23 protein-coding genes and 1 tRNA gene are annotated in these 16,837 nt (G+C 52.3%); 2 read left to right on the forward strand and 22 right to left on the reverse strand.

The genetic code is table 11. The annotated features are described in order from the left end of the window. Window positions 1–245 precede the first annotated feature (245 nt). A complete protein-coding gene (locus NSP04_RS00435) occupies window positions 246–449 on the forward strand; it encodes a hypothetical protein (protein WP_257510364.1) in 204 nt (67 codons plus the stop codon). A 154-nt stretch (window positions 450–603) separates the two neighbouring features. Here NSP04_RS00435 and NSP04_RS00440 read toward each other — a convergent pair. The 7 genes from NSP04_RS00440 to NSP04_RS00470 form a co-directional block, all read right to left on the reverse strand. Next, a tRNA-Thr gene (locus NSP04_RS00440) sits at window positions 604–679 on the reverse strand. 14 nt (window positions 680–693) lie between these two features. After that, on the reverse strand, window positions 694–1,239 hold the full coding sequence (locus NSP04_RS00445; RefSeq protein ID WP_257510365.1) for a ClpXP protease specificity-enhancing factor: 546 nt from the start codon (window positions 1,237–1,239) through the stop codon (window positions 694–696). A gap of 49 nt (window positions 1,240–1,288) precedes the next feature. Next, window positions 1,289–1,891, reverse strand: coding sequence for a glutathione S-transferase N-terminal domain-containing protein (locus NSP04_RS00450; protein WP_257510366.1), 603 nt, complete (start codon window positions 1,889–1,891; stop codon window positions 1,289–1,291). A gap of 75 nt (window positions 1,892–1,966) precedes the next feature. Beyond that, entirely contained in the window at window positions 1,967–2,725 is a 759-nt protein-coding gene (locus NSP04_RS00455) for a cytochrome c1 (protein ID WP_257510367.1), read from the reverse strand. Window positions 2,726–2,775: 50 nt separating this feature from the next. Next, window positions 2,776–4,041 carry a cytochrome b gene (locus tag NSP04_RS00460; RefSeq protein ID WP_257510368.1) on the reverse strand — a complete coding sequence of 422 codons (1,266 nt, stop codon included), beginning with the start codon at window positions 4,039–4,041 and terminating at the stop codon, window positions 2,776–2,778. A 25-nt stretch (window positions 4,042–4,066) separates the two neighbouring features. Then, on the reverse strand, window positions 4,067–4,672 hold the full coding sequence (gene petA, locus NSP04_RS00465) for a ubiquinol-cytochrome c reductase iron-sulfur subunit (protein ID WP_257510369.1): 606 nt from the start codon (window positions 4,670–4,672) through the stop codon (window positions 4,067–4,069). Window positions 4,673–4,817: 145 nt separating this feature from the next. After that, a complete protein-coding gene (locus NSP04_RS00470; protein ID WP_257510645.1) occupies window positions 4,818–5,570 on the reverse strand; it encodes a Nif3-like dinuclear metal center hexameric protein in 753 nt (250 codons plus the stop codon). A gap of 31 nt (window positions 5,571–5,601) precedes the next feature. On the opposite strand from NSP04_RS00470, the gene NSP04_RS00475 reads away from it, so the two are divergent. Continuing rightward, window positions 5,602–6,753 carry a Do family serine endopeptidase gene (locus NSP04_RS00475; protein WP_257510370.1) on the forward strand — a complete coding sequence of 384 codons (1,152 nt, stop codon included), beginning with the start codon at window positions 5,602–5,604 and terminating at the stop codon, window positions 6,751–6,753. A 19-nt stretch (window positions 6,754–6,772) separates the two neighbouring features. On the opposite strand, the gene tatC is transcribed toward NSP04_RS00475, so the two are convergent. Genes tatC through NSP04_RS00550 form a run of 15 tightly spaced genes read right to left on the reverse strand, consistent with a single transcriptional unit; the run spans window position 6,773 to window position 16,816 of the window. Next, window positions 6,773–7,510 (reverse strand): twin-arginine translocase subunit TatC, encoded by a 738-nt coding sequence (gene tatC / locus NSP04_RS00480; RefSeq protein WP_257510371.1) that lies wholly within the window; start codon window positions 7,508–7,510, stop codon window positions 6,773–6,775. A gap of 15 nt (window positions 7,511–7,525) precedes the next feature. Then, window positions 7,526–7,954 carry a Sec-independent protein translocase protein TatB gene (gene tatB, locus NSP04_RS00485; RefSeq protein WP_257510372.1) on the reverse strand — a complete coding sequence of 143 codons (429 nt, stop codon included), beginning with the start codon at window positions 7,952–7,954 and terminating at the stop codon, window positions 7,526–7,528. A gap of 24 nt (window positions 7,955–7,978) precedes the next feature. Further along, a complete protein-coding gene (gene tatA, locus NSP04_RS00490) occupies window positions 7,979–8,215 on the reverse strand; it encodes a Sec-independent protein translocase subunit TatA (protein ID WP_257510373.1) in 237 nt (78 codons plus the stop codon). Between the two features lie 35 nt (window positions 8,216–8,250). Next, entirely contained in the window at window positions 8,251–8,607 is a 357-nt protein-coding gene (locus NSP04_RS00495) for a histidine triad nucleotide-binding protein (RefSeq protein ID WP_257510374.1), read from the reverse strand. A 22-nt stretch (window positions 8,608–8,629) separates the two neighbouring features. Next, on the reverse strand, window positions 8,630–8,968 hold the full coding sequence (locus tag NSP04_RS00500; protein ID WP_257510375.1) for a phosphoribosyl-ATP diphosphatase: 339 nt from the start codon (window positions 8,966–8,968) through the stop codon (window positions 8,630–8,632). 13 nt (window positions 8,969–8,981) lie between these two features. Then, window positions 8,982–9,407: a phosphoribosyl-AMP cyclohydrolase gene (gene hisI, locus NSP04_RS00505; RefSeq protein ID WP_257510376.1), complete on the reverse strand. Its 426-nt coding sequence runs from the start codon at window positions 9,405–9,407 to the stop codon at window positions 8,982–8,984. A gap of 12 nt (window positions 9,408–9,419) precedes the next feature. Beyond that, window positions 9,420–10,184 (reverse strand): imidazole glycerol phosphate synthase subunit HisF, encoded by a 765-nt coding sequence (gene hisF / locus NSP04_RS00510; RefSeq protein ID WP_257510377.1) that lies wholly within the window; start codon window positions 10,182–10,184, stop codon window positions 9,420–9,422. Continuing rightward, a complete protein-coding gene (gene hisA, locus NSP04_RS00515; protein ID WP_257510378.1) occupies window positions 10,184–10,933 on the reverse strand; it encodes a 1-(5-phosphoribosyl)-5-[(5-phosphoribosylamino)methylideneamino]imidazole-4-carboxamide isomerase in 750 nt (249 codons plus the stop codon). The genes hisF and hisA overlap by 1 nt, the downstream gene beginning before the upstream one ends. 52 nt (window positions 10,934–10,985) lie before the next feature. After that, a complete protein-coding gene (gene hisH / locus NSP04_RS00520; RefSeq protein ID WP_257510379.1) occupies window positions 10,986–11,618 on the reverse strand; it encodes an imidazole glycerol phosphate synthase subunit HisH in 633 nt (210 codons plus the stop codon). Continuing rightward, window positions 11,615–12,202 (reverse strand): imidazoleglycerol-phosphate dehydratase HisB, encoded by a 588-nt coding sequence (hisB, locus tag NSP04_RS00525; RefSeq protein ID WP_257510380.1) that lies wholly within the window; start codon window positions 12,200–12,202, stop codon window positions 11,615–11,617. Before hisB ends, hisH begins: the two co-directional genes overlap by 4 nt. Before the next feature lie 15 nt (window positions 12,203–12,217). Beyond that, window positions 12,218–13,318, reverse strand: a complete 1,101-nt coding sequence (gene hisC, locus NSP04_RS00530; RefSeq protein ID WP_257510381.1) for a histidinol-phosphate transaminase — start codon at window positions 13,316–13,318, stop codon at window positions 12,218–12,220. A gap of 7 nt (window positions 13,319–13,325) precedes the next feature. Next, a complete protein-coding gene (hisD, locus tag NSP04_RS00535; RefSeq protein ID WP_257510382.1) occupies window positions 13,326–14,648 on the reverse strand; it encodes a histidinol dehydrogenase in 1,323 nt (440 codons plus the stop codon). Between the two features lie 20 nt (window positions 14,649–14,668). Then, the gene (hisG, locus tag NSP04_RS00540; RefSeq protein WP_257510383.1) at window positions 14,669–15,304 is read right to left on the reverse strand and encodes an ATP phosphoribosyltransferase; all 636 of its coding nucleotides are present in this window, start codon (window positions 15,302–15,304) and stop codon (window positions 14,669–14,671) included. Further along, entirely contained in the window at window positions 15,301–16,557 is a 1,257-nt protein-coding gene (gene murA, locus NSP04_RS00545; protein ID WP_257510384.1) for a UDP-N-acetylglucosamine 1-carboxyvinyltransferase, read from the reverse strand. The genes hisG and murA overlap by 4 nt, the downstream gene beginning before the upstream one ends. Window positions 16,558–16,573: 16 nt before the next feature. Next, entirely contained in the window at window positions 16,574–16,816 is a 243-nt protein-coding gene (locus NSP04_RS00550; protein ID WP_306815184.1) for a BolA family protein, read from the reverse strand. Window positions 16,817–16,837 lie beyond the last annotated feature (21 nt).

Consider the following 16,837-nt stretch of genomic DNA (forward strand, 5'->3'; position numbering starts at 1 on the left):
TAGCCCAATCGCCGCGAATCCCAACGCTTCGCCTGAAAACCTGTGTTTCCCTTTTTGAAGTTCACACTGACTCACCGATCGCGGCAAAAAAGATGGCCGCGTATCGGTGTCGACCTATGGTCGAACGTGGCGTGTGAATTCAAACGGGAAGGTTTTCTTGAAGGCGAAGCGATTGGGATATCGCTGCTGATTGGACTGAACGCGACTAATGATTGATCACACACGTGCAATCGGCACGCGCGGTGATGAATAATAACCACACTGGTTATCACAACCAGTTAGCGGAGACTCGCACGCGTTGGCTTAGTCAACCCAGCAACGATTCAGCCAACTCGGCAGTGGGATTGCTTGTTCCGCACTTCAAGAAAACCGCCCCGTTTGATGTCAATCGCAGCGGTCGGCCAAAAGCCGACGAAGAATTCGGCCATCTGTTTTGCCAAATTCTTTGAGCAAGGATGAATATCAAAAAGGGATGAAGCGGTTTTCAGTGCGGAACAAGCAATCCACAACGAGTGGGCACACGCATTTGAATCACAGCGTGATACCAAAGAATATGGAATAAACTATCAACTTTGATGGCTTCCCGGGAGACCGGGAGAAGAATGGTGCCGCTTGTCGGATTCGAACTGACGACCTACCGCTTACAAGGCGGTTGCTCTACCAACTGAGCTAAAGCGGCACTTAAGAGAAGCGCTATTTTACTCGAGTCAGATGATTCTTTTTCTTCTGACCCGGTTTTTTCGGTGTTTTTTCATCAGATTTATCTGATTTAGCGACAGACAGGGGCTTGGGATCTTCCGACGCACCTGAAACTGCCCTCAAACCTGATTTTTTGTGGTCTGAAGAATCGTCAATCGCAGGTTCGTCTTGATCATCAAGCACAAACTGAACCGCTTCATTGCCGTCGCCTTCAATTTCCGCCAAAGGCTTGTTGACCTCAAAGGCCATTCCGTGACCATTTTCACGCGCATAAATTGCGCTGATTTGTTCAATCGGCACATAAATTTCTCGTACCACACCACCAAAACGAGCTTCAAACTCGATGGCTGCATTTCCCAGATTCAGCTTGTTGGTGGCCAAAGGCGATGTATTCAATACAATCTCGCCAGCTTTTACAAACTCTTTGGGCACCTGGGTGCTTTCATTCACAGCCACCGCGAGGTACGGCGTGTAACCGTTGTCAACGCACCATTCATGAATGGCGCGAATCAGATAAGGCTTGGTTGATACTTCAGTCACTACAAATACCTCGGCGGTTTTGGGTCGCTACGAATTAACAAGCGCCCAATTAACGACGCATCACCTTCTCAGAAGGGGTCAATGCATCAATGAAAGCAGGCTTGGCGAAAATCCGTTCAGCGTATTTCATCAGCGGTGCCGCTGACTTCGGAAGCTCAATACCGTAGTGCTCCAAGCGCCACAACAGCGGTGCCAAAGCCACGTCAAGCATTGAAAAATCCTCGCCCAGCATGTATTTGCTTTTCAAAAACACTGGTGCCAGCTGGGTCAACTGTTCACGAATGGACGACTTGGCCTTGTCCATTGCCTTGGGGTTTCCCGCCTTTTCCAACACGCTTACATGTTGAAAAAGTTCACGCTCAAAGTTGAACAAAAACAGACGAGTACGCGCGCGCATCACCGGGTCAGCGGGCATCAACTGGGGGTGCGGAAAACGCTCATCAATGTATTCATTGATAATGTTTGATTCGTAAAGGATCAGATCACGCTCTACCAAAATCGGCACTTGGCTGTATGGGTTCATCACGCTGATGTCATCAGGCCGATTGAACAAGTCAATGTCCTTGATCTCGAAATCCATGCCTTTTTCATGCAAAACAAATCGGCAACGCTGAGAAAACGGGCAAGTCGTTCCCGAGTAAAGAACCATCATAATGTTGTCATCCCAAAACAAAAAATGGCCGGGGCGTGCAAACACCCCAGCCTGTACATGATTAAGCCAAAATGCTTATTTAATGTCTTTCCAGTATGCTGCGTTCAAACGCCATGCAAAAATGGTAAACACACCGAAGAACAACAGCACGATCACACCCAGCTTGAAACGGTCTTCGCGAACCGGATCAGCGACGTAAACCAGAAAACTGGTCAAATCAGCCATCGCTTGATCGTATTCCACCGCCGTCATCAAGCCAGGCTTCACCTGCTCAAATCCGACAAACTTTTGCACAGTGCCTTCTTTGCCGTAACCGGCGGGCACTTCTTCATACTTGGCCTGGCGCTCGCCCTGCAGTTCCCACAACACATGCGGCATACCCACATTTGGATAAACCATGTTGTTCCAACCCGTCGGCTTGGACGGATCAAGGTAGTAGGTGCGCAGATAGGTGTAAATGTAGTCAGCACCCGGGCCTTTGCTTGATGCCCTGGAACGCGCAATCAGAGAAAGGTCGGGAGGCACTCCGCCAAACCACAATTTTGCGTCTTTGGGGTCCATGGAAATGTTCATGGTGTCACCCACGTTGTCCGTGGCAAACATCAAGTTTTCCTTGATTTGCTCGTCGGTCAATCCAATGTCACGCAAGCGGTTGTAACGCATGTTTTCAGCAGAGTGACAGTTCAGGCAATAATTGGAAAATAGCTTAGCACCGCGCTGCAGTGCCGCCAAATCGTTCGTCAGGTCAGGTGCCTTGTCGAGCGGGTAATCGCTACCCGCGCCGAACACCAGTGAAGGCACAAGAGCCAGTAATGCCAATAGTTTTTTCATCATCAAATCCTATCTAGTCCAGTTCGTTGTCCAGTCAGCTTAGTGCGCATAACTTAGTGCGGTTGAAACACAACACGGTCGGGCACGGGCTTAAACGAACCCAACTTGGACCACCATGGCATGGCCAAGAAGAACAGGAAGTAATACAACGTACCGAGCTGGGACACGATTTGGCCAATGTCTGAAGGCGGCTTCACGCCCAGGTAACCCAATACAATGAAATTGATTACAAACACTGCATAAATCCACTTGTGCAGGGTTGGGCGATAACGGATCGACTTCACCGGGCTCTTGTCGAGCCATGGCAGGAAGAACAGAATTACTACCGCACCGCCCATGGCGACCACTCCCCAGAACTTCGCATCAAGGCCCAGGAAAGGGAATGTGATGGCGCGAAGGATGGAATAGTAAGGCGTGAAATACCACACAGGCGCAATGTGCGCAGGCGTTTTTAAAGGGTCAGCTGGAATGAAGTTGTTGTATTCCAGGAAGTAACCGCCCATTTCAGGCGCGAAGAACACAATGGCGGAAAACACCATCAAAAACACGCCCACACCCAGAATGTCATGCACGGTGTAGTAAGGGTGGAAAGGGATGCCATCCAGTGGCTTGCCATCGGCGTCCTTCTTTTCCTTAATTTCGATACCGTCTGGATTGTTTGAACCTACTTCGTGCAAGGCCACCAAGTGCGCTGCCACCAAGCCCAGCAACACCAATGGAATGGCGATTACGTGGAATGAGAAGAATCGGTTCAGTGTTGCATCAGAGACCACATAGTCACCGCGAATCCAGATTGCCAAATCTGGGCCAATCACTGGAATTGCTGAGAACAGGTTCACGATCACTTGCGCGCCCCAGTAGCTCATTTGGCCCCATGGCAACAGGTAACCGAAGAAAGCTTCCGCCATCAGGCACAGGAAAATCGCAACGCCGAAGATCCAGATCAGTTCACGGGGTTTGCGATAAGAGCCATACAACAAGCCACGCATCATGTGCAGGTAAACCACCACGAAGAACATGGAAGCACCGGTAGAGTGCATATAACGCACCAGCCAACCCCACGGTACATCACGCATGATGTATTCCACAGACTGGAATGCCTTGGCGGCATCGGGCTTGTAGTGCATGACCAGGAAAATGCCAGTCACGATCTGGATAACCAGCACCAACAAGGCCAGGGAACCAAAAAAGTACCAGAAGTTAAAGTTTTTGGGCGCATAGTACTCGGACAAATGCGCTTTGTAGGTCGAAGTCAGGGGGAAGCGCTGGTCAATCCAGCCCATCACACCTGTTGTCTCGACTTTCTTGTCTGCCGCCATAATTACTACTCCTCGCTCTCAGATGTCAGGCGTTGTTCTCGTCTACACCGATCAACAACTTGGTGTCTGACAAATATGTGTGGGGTGGCACTTCCAGGTTGTCTGGTGCAGGCTTGCCAGCGTATACGCGGCCAGCCAAGTCAAATGTGGAACCATGGCAAGGGCAGAAAAAACCGCCCTGCCAGTCATCAGGCAAGCTGGGCTGCGGGCCAGTTTCGAAGCGGGCTGAAGGGGAGCAGCCCAAGTGTGAGCAAATGCCGACCGCGACCAAGTATTCGGGCTTGATTGAGCGGTGTGTGTTGCGTGCATATTCAGGCGTCAGCATGTCAGGGCTTCGCTCGGAATTCGGGTCGGCCAACTGGTCGTCAAGGGCAGGCAAGGCTTCAACGGCTGCCGCATCACGGCGAACAACCCACACTGGCTTTCCGCGCCACTCTACAGTTTTCATATCGCCCGGCTGCATGCCGGAAATATCAAGCTCAACAGGCGCACCAGCAGCTTTCGCGCGCTCGGAGGGTGCCATTGAAGTCAGAAATGCAGCACCCGTTGCGGTCGCTGCTACTCCACCTGCCGCACCACAGGCGATCATCCAGACGCGGCGTTCTTTGTCTACAGGTTGATTATTGCTCATCAAAATAACCCCGAAAGTAAAAACCAGTGATCCATGCAACCGGAGATTGTACTCTAGCAAGCCCAAAACGAGGAATAGTTTTGGGGATATTTTCTATCAAATGGCCTGAACAACAAGATATTTGCGCCCATACATTTGAAAACATCTAAACCGCAACAAACAAATCCCTGAAAATCACTTCAATGCCATATCGCTGCGCGATCCACTCACCCAGTGCCTGAACGCCGCACCGCTCTGTTGCGTGGTGGCCTGCGCCCAACAAACTGACCTTGCATTCACGGGCAACATGCACGGCCGGTTCAGACAACTCGCCAGTTAGATACAGATCTGCCCCTTGACGCGCGGCTTCTTCCACATAGCCCGGCGCTCCACCCGTGCACCAGGCCACGGTACTAACCATTCGATCAAGGTCTTCTGCGCCTTCCACTTGAACGCGATGCCCCAGCACCTCTGCCACCTTACTCACCAACACTTGCAGATTTTGTGGCTGCGGCAGTCTGCCCATGTGAATCAGGCCTTTGTCGCCAACCACCTGCTGGCTTGGCCAACCCAGCATTTTCCCAAGTTGCGCATTGTTGCCCAGCTCGGGGTGCTTATCCAAAGGCAAATGATAGGCAAACACATTTAAATCATGCGCAAGTGCGGCATACAAACGTTCTTTGCGAAATCCGGTAATTGTTTGCGGATCGCCCTTCCACATCAAACCGTGGTGCACCAGGATGGCATCTGCATTCAATTCCACCGCCAAATCAATTAAGGCTTTGGATGCGGTAACGCCCGTCAAAAGGCGCTTAATACGGGGCTTTCCTTCCAACTGGAGGCCATTTGGGCAATAATCAGGCATGCGAGCCTGATCCAGCAATTCCTGCAAATCACGTTCAAGCACATTCCGATCCACTGAACTCAATGGCGCACCCCTGCATTTTGATATGTTGAAAAAACTCTGGCTGACCTTTTCCCAGGCCCTCGCAGTGCTGCTTGCATTGTATTTCATCACCGAAGTGCTGCGCCCGGAATGGGTTCCAGAGCTGCTGCAAAAACCTGCTCACCAAATTGCCCAGCCCGAAGGTGTTGCAGGCTACCGCAATGCAGTGGACAAAGCCATGCCTGCGGTGGTGAACATTTTCACCAGCAAACGTGCAATGGAAGTGCCAAAACACCCATTTTTCGAAGATCCTGAAATTCGCAAATTTTTTGGCGATGAACTAGAAGAACAACTTGACCCCCAGGAACAGATCGCAGGCTCTGGTTCCGGCGTCATCGTTAACAGCGATGGCCTGATTGTAACCAACCAGCATGTTGTGGAATCTGCCGATGAAATTGAAGTGGGCTTGAACGACGGCAGAACTGCGAAGGCCGAACTGGTGGGCACCGACCCGGAGACAGACCTGGCCGTACTTCGAATTAAAATGGACGACCTGCCCAGCCTGAAGTTTGCTTCTGAGGACAATCTGCGGGTGGGCGATGTTGTATTGGCCATGGGCAATCCGTTTGGTGTGGGCCAAACTGTAACCATGGGAATTGTGAGCGCCTTGGGGCGAAACAAGGTGGGCATCAATACCTTCGAAAACTTCATTCAAACCGACGCGGCAATCAACCCCGGTAACTCGGGCGGCGCATTGGTCGATACTGCTGGAAATTTGCTGGGCATCAACACCGCCATTTACAGCAGATCAGGCGGTTCGCTGGGCATTGGTTTTGCAATTCCGGCCAAAACAGTTCAAGGCGTGCTTAATCAAATTGTGCGTACAGGCACGGTAACGCGCGGCTACATTGGCGTTGAACAACAAAACATCACCGAGGAATTGGCCGCAGCGTTTGACCTGCCCCAAAAAGACGGTGTGATCATTGCTGGCATCGTGAAAGACGGTCCAGCCGACAAAGCTGGCCTGAAAGTGGGCGATATCTTATTAAAACTGGATGATAAAAAGATTTCCGATACCACGCAAATGCTGAACCAGATTGCGGGTTACGTTCCGGGCGAGAAGAAGTCTGTGGAACTATTAAGGGACGGCAAAAAGGAAAGCCTGACCATCGAGATCGGACTTCGACCCAAGCCAGGCGATTTCATCAAGCGTTAGTTGACGCAAAAAGGAAAGGCTACTCCAATAGTTGTTGCTTTTGTTTGCCAATTACTTTTGCAAACAAAATACCCACCTCGTAAAGAATACAGATGGGGATGGCCAGGAACAGCTGCGACATGACATCGGGTGGCGTAACAATTGCAGCAATTACGAAGGCTGCCACAATCACATAACCGCGAATTTCCACCAGCTTTTCAACAGTAACGATACCTAGATACACCAGCACCACCACCACAATCGGCACTTCAAAAGTCATGCCAAAAGCCATGAACATGGTGAGCACAAAGCTCATGTAGGCTTCAATGTCTGGCGCAGGCGTAATGCTTTGCGGCGCAAAATCATTGATAAAGGCGAACACCTTGCCAAACACGATGAAATGACAAAACGCAATACCAATCAAAAACAGCACGGTGCTTGAAAATATAATGGGCAAGGCCATTTTCTTTTCATGCTGATACAAGCCCGGCGCAATAAAAGACCAAGCCTGGTACAGCAAAATTGGAAGGGAAATTACAAATGCGACCATGGCAGTCAACTTCACCGGCACCATGAACGGTGTAACCACACCTGTCGCGATCATTTTTGTGCCTTCAGGCAGGGCGCTTTGAATGGGCTGAGCCAACAAATCAAAAATGAAGGCCGCCCCGGGGTAGGCCATCAAGCCCACGAAAATAATCAAAAACCCAACTACGCCGCGCAACAGGCGGTCGCGAAGCTCGACCAAATGGCTGACAAAATTCTCTTGCTGACTCATGACCCTTGCACCTTGTTATTTGGCCTCTGCCTTGGGACCGGGCCCGACAGTCTGCTCTGGCGCAGATACCTCTGATTTGCTGACGTCAGTCTGCGTTGTGGTTTGCGGTGTGGGCACACCCGTGGTCTTGCTGCCTTCCAGCTCGGCAATGTCGTCTTCAATCGACTTCACGGATTTGTTCAAATCTGCCTCGGTGTCGCGCAGCGTGGTTTGAACATCGCCTTCCATCTTTCGGGCCGCGGTTTGCATTTCTGCTTGCAGCTTGCGCAACTCGTCAATTTCCATTTCCCGATTAATTTCTGATTTCACGTCACTCACGTAACGTTGAGCCTTACCCAGCAGGTGACCCACCGTTTTGGCCACCTTGGGTAATTTTTCAGGGCCTATCACTATCAGCGCAATGACTGCAATGATAAGCATCTCTGAGAATGCAATGTCGAACATGCTGCGCGCCGAAAAAAAGGAGAATTAGCTGGAAGATTTCTCTTTGGCTTCTACATCGATGGTGTCCGATTTTTTGCTGCTTTCATCAGCCAGTTTGGTCGTGTTTTGCTCTTCATCAGAACCACCATCTTTCATTCCTTGCTTGAAGCCTTTCACGGCACCACCCAAGTCCGAACCAATGTTGCGCAATTTCTTGGTGCCAAACACCAACATCACGATAACCAGCACGATTACCCAGTGCCAAATGCTAAATGAACCCATGACTTACTCCTAATTTGTTTCTGTGTCTCGTTGCTTTACAAGGCCGGCATGCCGAGCATGACGCCCAATGGTTTGTCGCCGCCAAGGATGTGTACATGCACATGATACACCTCTTGGCAACCTACCCTTCCCGTGTTCACGATGGTTCGGAAACCATCGTGACAACCCACTTGCTTTGCCAGCTTTCCGGCAATCGTCATTATTTTTCCCATGACTGGAATGTCTTCTTCAGTGGCATCGGCCAAGGTGGGAATGTGCTTTTTCGGAATAATCAGAAAGTGCACAGGCGCAGCCGGCTTGATGTCGTGAAACGCGAGGATATCCTCGTCTTCATACACTTTTCTGCTAGGGATTTCCCCAGCGATGATTTTGCAGAAGATGCAATCAGTCATGTCACGCCTTTATCAAATGCTTTCATTTGGAGCGATTGGCTTTTTCAACCAGACCAGAAAGCCCCATTCGACGATCCAGCTCGGCCAGCACATCGCCTGCCTGCAAGCCATGCCAGCCCAGCAACACAAGGCTGTGAAACCACAGGTCGGCTGTTTCAGCCACCACCTTGGCTGGGTCTTGGTCTTTGGAAGCCATCACCAATTCGCACGACTCTTCACCAATTTTTTTCAGAATGGCATCTTGACCCTTGTGGTGCAACTTCGCCACATAAGAACTTTCCGGGTCGCCTTTTTTGCGTGCTTCCAGCACTTGCGTTAAACGTTCGAGCAAATCTCCAGACGCTTTCTCAAGGTCAGCCATGGTTTCTCAATCCTTATTTCTTGCCGTACATGTCGGAAGGGTCTTTCAGCACCGGGTCTTTGGCGACCCATTTGGGCTTGTCGCCCTGTGCACCTTCCAGCGCATAGTAAAAGCAGCTTTCACGGCCTGTGTGGCAAGCAATTCCACCCACTTGCTCAACCATCAGCACCAGCACATCGCCATCACAATCCAGGCGAATTTCCTTTACTTTCTGCTGGTTGCCCGATTCCTCACCTTTGTGCCACAGTTTACCGCGCGAACGTGAATAATACGTTGCAAAACCGCTGCTGGCGGTAATTTCAAGGGCCTCGCGGTTCATCCAGGCCACCATCAACACACGTTTGGTGATGTGGTCTTGTGCCACCACATTCAGCAGGCCTTTGTCGTCAAAAGCAACACTGTCGAGCCAATTGTCGGTGATTACCACGTCTTTGCTCATTGGGTTTTGTCCTTACAGGCGAACTGTGATACCCGCTTTGGCCATGTGGGCCTTGGCTTGCTGCACCGTGTATTCGCCGTAATGGAAGATGCTCGCGGCCAGCACGGCACTGGCCTTGCCTTTAATTACGCCGTCAACAAGATGATCCAGATTGCCCACACCGCCACTGGCGATTACGGGAATGGTCACGGCGTCAGAAACTGCGCGGGTCAGCTCCAGGTTAAAACCGATTTTTGTGCCGTCACGGTCCATGCTGGTTAACAGCAGCTCACCAGCGCCCAAGGCCTGCATTTTGCACGCCCATTCAACGGCATCAAGCCCGGTCGGCTTGCGCCCGCCGTGGGTGTATACCTCCCAGCCAGGCTCGCCGTTGGTTTTGGCCTTGGCATCAATGGCCACCACGATACACTGCGAACCATATTTGGTGGCAGCTTCGCCCACCAATTCAGGGTTGGTGACAGCCGAAGTATTGATGCTGATTTTGTCTGCGCCCGCATTAAGCAGTCGGCGAACATCTTCAACCTTGCGCACGCCACCGCCCACCGTCAGCGGAATGAAAACCTGACTGGCCACCGATTCAATCACATGCAAAATCAAATCTCGGTCATCAGAAGACGCGGTGATGTCCAAGAATGTGAGCTCATCGGCGCCTTGCTCGTCGTAGCGACGTGCAATTTCCACGGGGTCGCCTGCATCGCGCAGTTCGACGAAGTTCACGCCCTTAACCACCCGGCCTGCGGTCACATCCAGGCAAGGGATAATTCGGCTTGCCAGCATTAGTAGGCTTTTCCGTTCAATTCATCGGCCAGTGTTTGGCCTTTGGCGAAATCCAGTGTGCCTTCGTAAATGGAACGGCCACAGATGGCGCCCATCACGCCTTCATGCTCTACCTCACACAATTGCTTTACATCGTCCAGATTGGTGATGCCACCTGAAGCAATCACCGGAATGGTCAACGCATTGGCCAAACGTACCGTGGCCTCAATGTTGACGCCATTCAACATGCCGTCGCGGCCAATGTCGGTGTAAATAATGGCCTCAACACCATACCCCTCGTATTTCTTGGCGAGGTCTACCACGTCATGCCCGGAAATTTTGCTCCAGCCGTCCGTCGCCACTTTGCCGTCTTTCGCATCCAGGCCCACAATAATTTGGCCAGGAAATGCGCCGCATGCATCGTGCAGGAAGCCAGGGTTTTTCACCGCAGCTGTGCCAATGATCACGTAGCTTAGGCCGTCATCGAGATAACGCTCAATGGTGTCCAGATCGCGAATGCCACCGCCAAGCTGCACGGGAATTGCGCCACCTACCGCATCAAGAATGTCGATGATGACCCCTTCATTCACGGGTTTGCCCGCAATCGCACCATTCAAGTCAACGAGGTGCAAGCGGCGTGCGCCGCTTTCGACCCATTTCATGGCCATTTCGACCGGGTCTGCCGAGAAAATGGTGGCATCGTCCATATTGCCTTGCTTCAGGCGAACACATTGACCGTCTTTCAGGTCGATTGCTGGAATGAGTAACATGAGACTGTGTTGTTAGCTATTCAAGTGGGTGAAAAAAATGGTCAATTAAAACTTACGGATTCCACCGCAAAAAGTTGGAATACAGCCTAAGACCGTCATCGGCACTTTTCTCGGGATGAAACTGTGTTGCAAAGATGTTATCCCGTGCGATGGCGCAGGTAAAGCGAACACCATAGTCTGTCTCGCCGGCCACATGCTCGGGGTTCACAGGGTTAACGTGATAACTGTGTACAAAATAAAACCAGGCGCAGTCTTCAATGCCTGCCCACATGGGGTGTTTGATTCGCTGGTTAACCTGATTCCAACCCATGTGGGGCACCTTCAGGCCACACTCCACGGTCAGGCGCGGGTCGAACTTCACCACATCGCCGGGAAACAGCGACAGGCATTCGGCAGGCCCTTCGGCACTGCGCTCCATCATCATTTGCTCGCCCACGCACACACCAAAAAGCGGTTTGCTTTCGGCGGCCCGGTACACCGCTTCCATCAATCCTGACTCACGCAAGGCTTTTATGCAATCGGGCATTGCGCCCTGGCCGGGCAGCACCACGCGGTTGGCCCGGTCAATTACGGCCGGGTCATCGGTGATTCGGATTTCCTGATTATCAAGCTTCACATGTTGCAAGGCTTGGGCCACCGATCGCAGATTGCCCATGCCGTAGTCAACAACGGCAACTAGACTCACAAAGCACCTTTGGTACTGGGAATGGCGCCCTGTTGGCGTTCGTCAATCGCCACGGCCATGCGTAGGGCACGACCAAATGCCTTAAACACGGTTTCGCACTGGTGGTGTGAATTCAAGCCCTTCAAGTTATCGATGTGCAAGGTACAAAGGGCATGATTCACAAAACCCTGAAAGAATTCAAACACCAAATCAACATCGAATGCGCCAATGCTGGCGCGTGTAAAGGGAATGTCTTGATGCAAACCGGGGCGACCCGACAGGTCGATGACCACGCGCGACAAGGCTTCGTCCAATGGCACATAGCTGTGCCCATAACGAACAATGCCCTTTTTGTCGCCCAAGGCTTTGGTGAAAGCCATGCCCAGCGTAATACCGGTGTCTTCTACAGTGTGGTGTGCGTCAATGTGCAAGTCACCTTTGGCCACAATGTGCAGATCGAACAGGCCATGACGCGAGATTTGTTCCAGCATGTGGTCCAAAAATGGCACTCCGGTGTCCAGGTGACGTTCGCCTGTTCCATCCAGATTGATTTTGACTGTGATCTGGGTTTCCAGGGTATTGCGGGTAACTTCTGCGGTTCTCATGATTTTCTAAAAAAGTTATGCGGCCTTGGCAGCCACTTCATCGATGGATTCTTGCACGGCCAACAAAAACTGCTGGTTCTCTTGCTCGGTGCTTACCGTAACGCGCAAGCAATTCTGCAACAGGGGGTGCGCCTTGCCCACGTACTTCACCAAGATACCCTTGTTTTTGAGGGCATCAAATACTTCAAGCGCGTGAGCCACTCGAAAAAGCACAAAATTGGCGCAAGAATCAAACACTTCAACGCCACCATTGGGTGCTTTCAGGTTTTTTAGTGCGTCGGTCAGCACATTGCGCTGATCACGCAGCAATTTGGCCTGCGCCTCGAAAGCCCCAAAATGTTCAAGCGCGAACTGCACTGCGATGCGGGTAAGTACGTTCACATTGTAAGGCGGTCGAACCTTGTCGATTTGCTCAACCCAGGCAGGACTGGCCACCGCATAGCCCAATCGTGCACCGGCCAAACCCAGCTTGGAAAAGGTGCGCAGTACCAACACATTCGGAAACTCAAGCACACGGGCCATAAATGAAGCATCCGCGAACGCTTCATACGCTTCATCGACCACCACCAAACCGGGCGTGGCCTCAATAATCTGAACAATTTCAGCTTCGCGAAGCGCAACACCGGTGGGGTTGTTAGGGTACGCAAGAAACACTACTTTGGGCTGGTTGGTGGCGATGGCCTTCAACAGGGCCGGCATGTTCAGCGTGAAATCCGGGTTTAAATCAACACCCACGAAGCGGGCATGGCTCCACTGGCTGTAAACCGCATACATCACAAATGTAGGCACGGGCGAAAGCACTGCATCGCCGGGCATGCAACAAGCTCGAATAATCAGGTCAATCAGCTCATCGGAACCATTGCCAAACAGCACATGGGCGGCCTTTGGAATGGACGTGCAGGCGCGCAAGGCCGCTTCCAGTTCAAGCGCCTTGGGTGCCGGGTAGCGATTCAATTCCGCTGCTTTTAGCTGTTGTGCAAGTTCATCGAGCAAATCCGCAGGCATGCCCTGCGGGTTCTCCATGGCGTCCAGCTTCAGCATGCCAGCAGAAGGCGCGACCACATAGGCTTGCGTGGCTTGAACGTCGGCACGAATTGTTTTTTGAAGTAGGCTCATGGGCTGTTTAATCTGCCTTGCGAAATTTGGGGCCCACGCGGTATTCGGCTGAACGCGCGTGCGCGGGCAAACCTTCCCCATAGGCCAATTCAGCGGCCACTTCACCCAGCGTGCTGGCGCCTTCACGGCTGGCAAAAATAATGCTGCTGCGTTTTTGGAAATCGTACACACCCAGGGGCGAACTAAAACGCGCTGTGCCAGCAGTGGGCAGCACGTGGTTGGGTCCTGCACAGTAATCGCCCAGCGATTCACTGGTGTACGGGCCCATGAAAATAGCGCCCGCATGGCGCAGTTTGCCAACCCAGGCGTCCGGGTCTTGCACGCTCAATTCCAGGTGTTCTGGCGCAATCTGGTTGCTCAGCTCACAGGCCTCTTCCATGTCGCGCACCTGGATCAGCGCACCGCGATTTTTCAAAGATGTGGCGATCACCGTTGCGCGGGGCATGGTGTCCATCAGGCGCTTGATGCTAGCCTGCACATTGTCCAGAAATTCCTTGCTGGGGCTGACCAAAATAGACTGGGCCATTTCATCGTGCTCAGCCTGGCTAAACAGGTCCATGGCGATCCAGTCGGCGTTGGTGCTGCCATCACAAATCACCAGAATTTCAGACGGGCCAGCAATCATGTCAATGCCCACGGCGCCAAATACACGGCGCTTGGCTTCGGCCACATAGGCATTGCCGGGGCCTACAATTTTGTCCACGCGTGGCACGGTTTGCGTTCCATAGGCTAGGGCTGCCACTGCTTGTGCGCCGCCAATGGTGAACACACGGTCTACACCCGCAAGGTGCGCCGCCGCCAATACCATCTGGTTTCTTACGCCACTGGGTGTGGGCACCACCATGATGACTTCCTTCACACCCGCAACCTTGGCAGGCACTGCGTTCATCAGTACAGATGAAGGATAAGCGGCCTTGCCGCCCGGTACGTACAAACCAGCACGGTCGAGGGAAGTAACACGCTGGCCTAGGCGGGTGCCGTCGGCCTCGGTGAATTCCCAGCTTTCTGCAATTTGATGTTCGTGAAACGCGCGCACGCGTTGTGCGGCCACTTTCAAGGCTTCGCGCTGGGCAGGGTCAAGCGTGTCGAACGCGTGCTTCAGTTCGTCTTGCCCAATTTCAAGTTCAGCGGCGCAGCTGGCTTTCACACGGTCAAATTTCTCCGTGAATTCCAGCAGGGCTTCGTCACCGCGCTGGCGCACCGCATGAATAATATCGGCCACTGCGCCTTCCACATGGGGATCGCGTTGTTCTTCATAGGCGAGCAATGCGCGGAACTGCTCGGCAAAGTTGGCATCTACTGTAGACAATCGACGAATTTGGGAAGACATTTTTTACTACCTTTTAAATATCACGCAACAGCTTGGGTAAACACATCCAGAATTGGCTGCAAAGCCTCGTATTTGATTTTCAATGCGGCCTGGTTCACGACCAATCGTGAAGATATTTCACAAATTTCCTCAACCTCGACCAGCTTGTTGGCGCGCAAAGTAGAGCCAGTGCTGACCAAATCCACAATTGCATCGGCCAATCCCACCAACGGTGCCAATTCCATGGAACCGTACAACTTGATCAAATCGACGTGCACACCGCGATTGGCAAAGTGCTCGCGCGCGCTGTTCACATATTTGGTGGCAATGCGCAAACGTGCGCCCTGCTTCACTGCGCTGGCATAATCGAAACCTTCCGGAGCGGCCACGCACAAACGGCACTTGGCGATCTCCAGGTCGAGAGGTTGATACAAACCAGCGCCAGAATGTTCAATCAGCACATCTTTGCCGGCAACACCCAAATCGGCAGCGCCATGCTGAACATAAGTGGGTACATCAGTGGCGCGTACAATGATGATTTGCACGTCTGCACGGTTGGTGCCGATAATCAGCTTGCGCGATTTTTCCGGGTCTTCAGAAGGCACAATGCCCGCCTTTTCAAGCAGGGGCAGGGTTTCTTCGAAAATGCGTCCTTTGGACAAAGCCAATGTAATCATTCGGCTACCCGCTGTACATCAGCGCCAAGCTTGCGCAATTTTTCTTCCATGCGGTCGTAGCCACGATCCAGGTGATAAATGCGGTCAATCCGCGTTTCATCACTGGCAGCCAGGCCGGTAATCACCAGGCCAGCAGACGCCCGCAGGTCAGTTGCCATCACCGTGGCGCCCTCCAGGCGTTCCACGCCCTTGATCACGGCGGTGTGGCCTTCAATTTCAATGTTCGCGCCCAAACGGACCATTTCCTGAACATGCATGAAACGATTCTCAAAAATGGTTTCGTTCACCACTGCAGTGCCATCGGCCACGCAGTTCACCGCCATCAATTGGGCTTGCATGTCGGTGGCAAAACCAGGGAACGGCGCGGTGCGCGCACCCACCGCGATTGGGCGGCTGTTCATGCTGGCGTGTATACGGGTGCCATCCACGTCTATTTTCACACCGGCCGTGCGCAGCTTTTCGATGGTGGCGTCCATGCTGTTGGCATCGGTGTTGTTCAAGGTGATGTTGCCACCACACGCAGCCACTGCGCACAAGAAGGTTCCGGCTTCAATTCGATCAGGCATTACCTGGTACTCGCAGCCATGCAGCTTTTCAACGCCATGCACAATCACAGTGTCGGTGCCTATGCCTTCAATTTTTGCGCCCATTTTCACAAGCATGTGAGCCAAATCAACCACTTCCGGTTCTCGGGCAGCATTCTCGATGATGGTAGTACCCTCTGCCAGTGTGGCAGCCATCATCAAGTTTTCAGTACCGGTCACTGTCACCATGTCGGTCACAATGCGTGCGCCTTTCAAACGCTTGGCTTTGGCGTGAATGTAACCTTTTTCGATCGTGATTTCCGCACCCATAGCCTGCAAACCCTTGATGTGCTGGTCCACGGGGCGCTGGCCGATGGCGCAACCGCCTGGCAAACTCACGCTGGCTTCACCAAAGCGCGCAACGAGTGGGCCCAGCACCAAAATACTGGCACGCATGGTTTTCACCAGGTCGTAGCTGGCAATTGGCTCGGAAATCTCCTCAGCGCGCAAAGCCAGCTGATTTTCACCATGCCAAAAACACTGCACGCCCATGGAACCCAGCAAACGCAGGCAGGTATTGATGTCACGCAGACGCGGCACATTGGTAATGCTGACCGGTTCAGAGGTCAGCAAACTGGCGCACAAAATTGGTAGCGCTGCATTTTTAGCGCCAGAAATTGTGACTTCACCGTGAAGCGGCTTTCCGCCACGAACCAAAAAAGAATCCATTGAAAGGCAGTCCTTTTTATACTTGTTTTTGCGCCCACTCAGTGGGCGTTAATGTTTTCATCGACAGGGCGTGGATTTCTGCACGCATTCTGTCTCCCAGTACTGCATACACTTTTTGATGCCGCTGGATTAGGCGCAGGCCTTCGAAGGCACTCGCCACGATGACTGCCTCAAAATGCTGACCGTCACCAGACACAGTCAGGTGTTCGCATTCCAGACCCTGCGCAATATAGCCGCGAACGGTTTCAGGCAACAACATGATTTTTCCTATCCTTTTGAT

The sequence above is a fragment of the Limnobacter parvus genome (assembly GCF_024623725.1).
Taxonomy (GTDB): domain Bacteria; phylum Pseudomonadota; class Gammaproteobacteria; order Burkholderiales; family Burkholderiaceae_B; genus Limnobacter; species Limnobacter parvus.